The sequence below is a fragment of the Streptomyces lancefieldiae genome (genome assembly GCF_031845825.1).
In the GTDB taxonomy this organism is placed as follows: Bacteria; Actinomycetota; Actinomycetes; order Streptomycetales; family Streptomycetaceae; genus Streptomyces; species Streptomyces lancefieldiae.
On sequence record NZ_JAVRFH010000150.1, the window covers coordinates 1 to 3,680 of the forward strand.

At 70.7% G+C, this 3,680-nt stretch carries 1 protein-coding gene; it reads right to left on the reverse strand.

All coding sequences use genetic code 11. From position 1 onward, the window contains the following. Positions 1–3,680, reverse strand: a 3,680-nt coding sequence (locus RM812_RS40940) for an amino acid adenylation domain-containing protein (RefSeq protein WP_311585918.1), incomplete at both ends; no start/stop codon positions are given.

The window sequence follows — 3,680 nt, forward strand, 5'->3', positions numbered from 1 at the left end:
ATGTACTCCGGCAAGCGCTCCCGGAGCAGGGCCGACACAGATCCGACGTCCAGCCCAGCCGGGTCCGCCCCGTCGGCCGGCACCACATACCCGACCAGCCGCTGGTCACCCGCGCGTTCCTCGCGTGCCACGACCACCGCCTGGTCGACGTCCGGGTGGGCGGTCAGCGTCGACTCCACCTCGCCCAGCTCGATCCGGAAGCCCCGGATCTTCACCTGGAAGTCGGCCCGACCCAGGTAGTCGAGCTCGCCGTCCTGGTTCCACCGCACGACGTCCCCGGTGCGGTACATCCTGGTGCCCGGTTCGCCGTAGGGGCACGCCACGAAGCGGTTCGCGGTCAGCGCGGCCTGGCCGACGTAGCACCTGGCGAGCCCGGCGCCGGCCAGGTACAGCTCACCCGCGACTCCGGGCGGCACCGGGCGCAACGCCGTGTCCAGCACGTACACCCGCGTGTTCCAGATCGGCAAGCCGATCGGCACGGGACCTGACTCCTCCGGCGTGCACGCGTGGTACGTCACGTCGACAGCGGCCTCGGTCGGTCCGTACAGGTTGTGCAGTTTGACGCCCGGGAACGTGCGCGTGAAGGCGTCCACGGTCTCCCGTGGCAGGGCCTCGCCGCTGCAGAACACCCGGCGGAGTCCGCCGACTCCTTCTGCGGCGGCTGTCCCGGACAGGAACACCTGGAGCATGGACGGCACGAAGTGGCATGTGGTGATGGACTGGTCGCGTATCAGCCGGCCCAGATAGGCCGGGTCCTTGTGCCCGTCGGGTTCCGCGATCACGAGTGTCGCGCCCTCGCACAACGGCCAGAACAGCTCCCACACCGACACGTCGAACGACGCCGGTGTCTTCTGCAGCACGCGCTCACTGGAGGCGAGCCCGTACTCGTGCCGCGCCCAGCGCAGCCGGTTCATGATTGATCGGTGCGACACCTGCACGCCCTTGGGGCGGCCGGTGGAACCGGAGGTGTAGATGACGTATGCGGCGTTGTCCGGCGAGAGCACGCGTTCCGGGTTCACCGCCGGGTACCCGGAGACGTCCGGCAGTTCCTCGCCGAGCACGAGCAGCGGCTGCGCGCTGTCGAGCACAGTCCGCAGCCGTTCCTCGGGCAGGTCGGTGCCCACCGGCAGGTACGCGGCACCCGCCTTGACCACCGCGTAGATCGCCACCAGCAGATCCACGGAACGCGGGATGTGTACCGCGACCAGTTGTTCGGGCCCCGCGCCGCGCTCGATCAGCCAGTGTGCCAGCCGGTTGGCGCGCCGGTTGAACTCCTCGTAGGTGAGCCGTTCCTGTGGGCCGATCAGCGCGATGTGCCCGGGGTCGTGTTCCGCCCGGACCTCGAAGGCGTCCGGCAGGGTCTCCCCGGCCTCCGGGTGCTTGGTGTCGTTGACCCGTCGCAGCAGCCACTCCCGCTCCTGGTCGCTGAGCACCTCGATGGCCCCGACGGGGGTCGTCGGGTCGGCGAGCACCTGTTCCAGCACCCGGACGAGCCGGGTGGCGACCACCTCGGCCGCCTCGCGGTCGAAGAGGTCGTTCTGGTAGTCGAGGGAGAGTCTCAGGTAGGGGTCGGTGGCATTGAGGTTGAGCGGATAGTGCGAGCCCGCGAACGGCCGGAGGCTGTCGATCGTGAAGCCGGCCGAAGTGTTCGCTTCGATGATGCCTTCGCGGTCGACCGGATAGTTCTCGAACGCGATGATCGTGTCGAACAGGGCGGGCAGCCCGATGTCGCGCTGGATGTCGGCCAGCCCGTAGTAGTGGTGGTCGAGCAGGGCCGTCTGCCGGTCCTGCAGTTCGGTGATGACGTCCGCCGCACTGCGCTCTGGCGGGCAAGACACCCTGATCGGCAGGGTGTTGACGAACAGGCCGACCATCTCGTAGGAGCCGGGCAGATCCGTGGGGCGGCCGTTGACAGCGGCCCCGAACACCACGTCCCGCTGCCCGGTGAGCTTGGCGAGCAGGAAGGCCCACACGCCCTGGAGAAGGGTGTTCAGTGTGACGCCGAGTTCCGCCGCGCGCCGGGCGAGCTCCTTGCCCCGGTCGACGGAGAGCGGCACCTCGACCCGCCCGTGGGCGGACGCCTTCCCCTTGGAGGGCATGCCGGCGGCCACGAGGGTCGGCTGCTCGAACCCGTCGAGCTCGGCCTTCCACCGGGCCGCCGACGCCGCCAGGTCCTGGGTGGACAGCCAGGCCAGGTATTCACCGTAGTTCCGGGCCGGCGGGAGCTCGCGGACGTCGGCGTACAGCCGGATCAGGTCCCTGATCACGAACGTCGACGACCAGCCGTCGAACAGCGTGTGATGCGCCGTGAAGACGAGTTTCGCGCGCTGTGGGCCGCAGGTGAGCAGGGCCAGCCGGATCAGCGGTGGCCGGGTGGGATCGAGCTGGTCGGCCCGGTCCTCGGCGAGCGTCCTGTCCAGCGCCGCGTCCTGTTCGGCCTCGCCGAGATTGGTCAGATCGAGGTGGCGCCAGGGCAGGACGACGTGCTCGGGCACGACCTGCACCGGATCACCCTCGGCCCCGGTGAGGAACGCACAGCGCAGGTTCGGGTACCGGTCGAGGAGCGCTTGTCCGGCCGACCGCATGCGCGCCGGGTCCACGGGGCCGGACAGATGCAGCACGAACTGCATGTGGTAGATGTCGAAGGCGTCCTCGGCGAACGCGGCCTGGAACTGTATGCCGGACTGACCCGGGGCCTGGGGCCACACGTCGACGAGCCGGCCGTAGCGCTCCTCCCAGGTCTCGATCTCGTTCTGCCGCACCGACACCAGGGGGACGTCCGACGGGGTCAGCCCGCCGGCCTGAGGGTGCGCGGCGTGCGCGGCCATGCCGTGCAGCACCTCGACCCACAGCCCGGCCAGTTCGGCGGCCCGCTCGCGGGACAGCACCCCGGTGGGGAACATGAAGTCCGCCTGGAGACGGGTGCCCTCGGCGGTGTCCGTGGCGACCGCGTTGACCTCCAGCGCGGACAGTGCGGGCAGGTCCGGATCGGGGGCGGGAATCAGCTCGGCGGACCAGGGAGCCGGGCCCCACCCGTCGGCGCGCAGGTGTTCCGGAACGTCGGCACCGGAGATCCGGCCGATGTAGTTGAACCCGAGCTGCGGGACCGGGTGACCGGCGAACTCCGCGGCGGTCCGGGGGTTCAGGTGGCGCAGCAGGCCGTACCCCAGGCCCTTGTCCGGGATCGCGCGCAGCTGCTCCTTGACCAGTTTGATCGCCTCCCCGGCGGCGGGGCCTCCCGCCAGCACGTCGGCCAGGTCCACTCCGCGCACGTCGACCCGGACCGGGTACATGCTGGTAAACCACCCGACGGTCCGGGACAGGTCGGCTCCGGGGACGGCGTTCTCCTCACGGCCGTGCCCCTCGAGGCGGACCAGGGCTGAGCGGTCCTCGCAGCGCCACCGGTTCACCGCCACGGCGAACGCGGCGAGCAGCACATCGGTCCCGGTGCCCCGATACGCGGCGGGAAGCGTGGTCAGCACCGCCTCGGTCACCTCGTGGGGCAGGTGCACCCGCACGGTGTCGACCGTGGACATCAGATCCACCGTCGGGTCGAACGTCCGGGTGCCGAGCGGGGGGTCCGGCTCGGCGACCACGTCCCGCCAGTACGCCAGCTCCGCTTCCCGCTCCGGGGTGAACGCCTCGGTCCGCAGTGCCGACGCCCAGCGGCGGGCCGACGT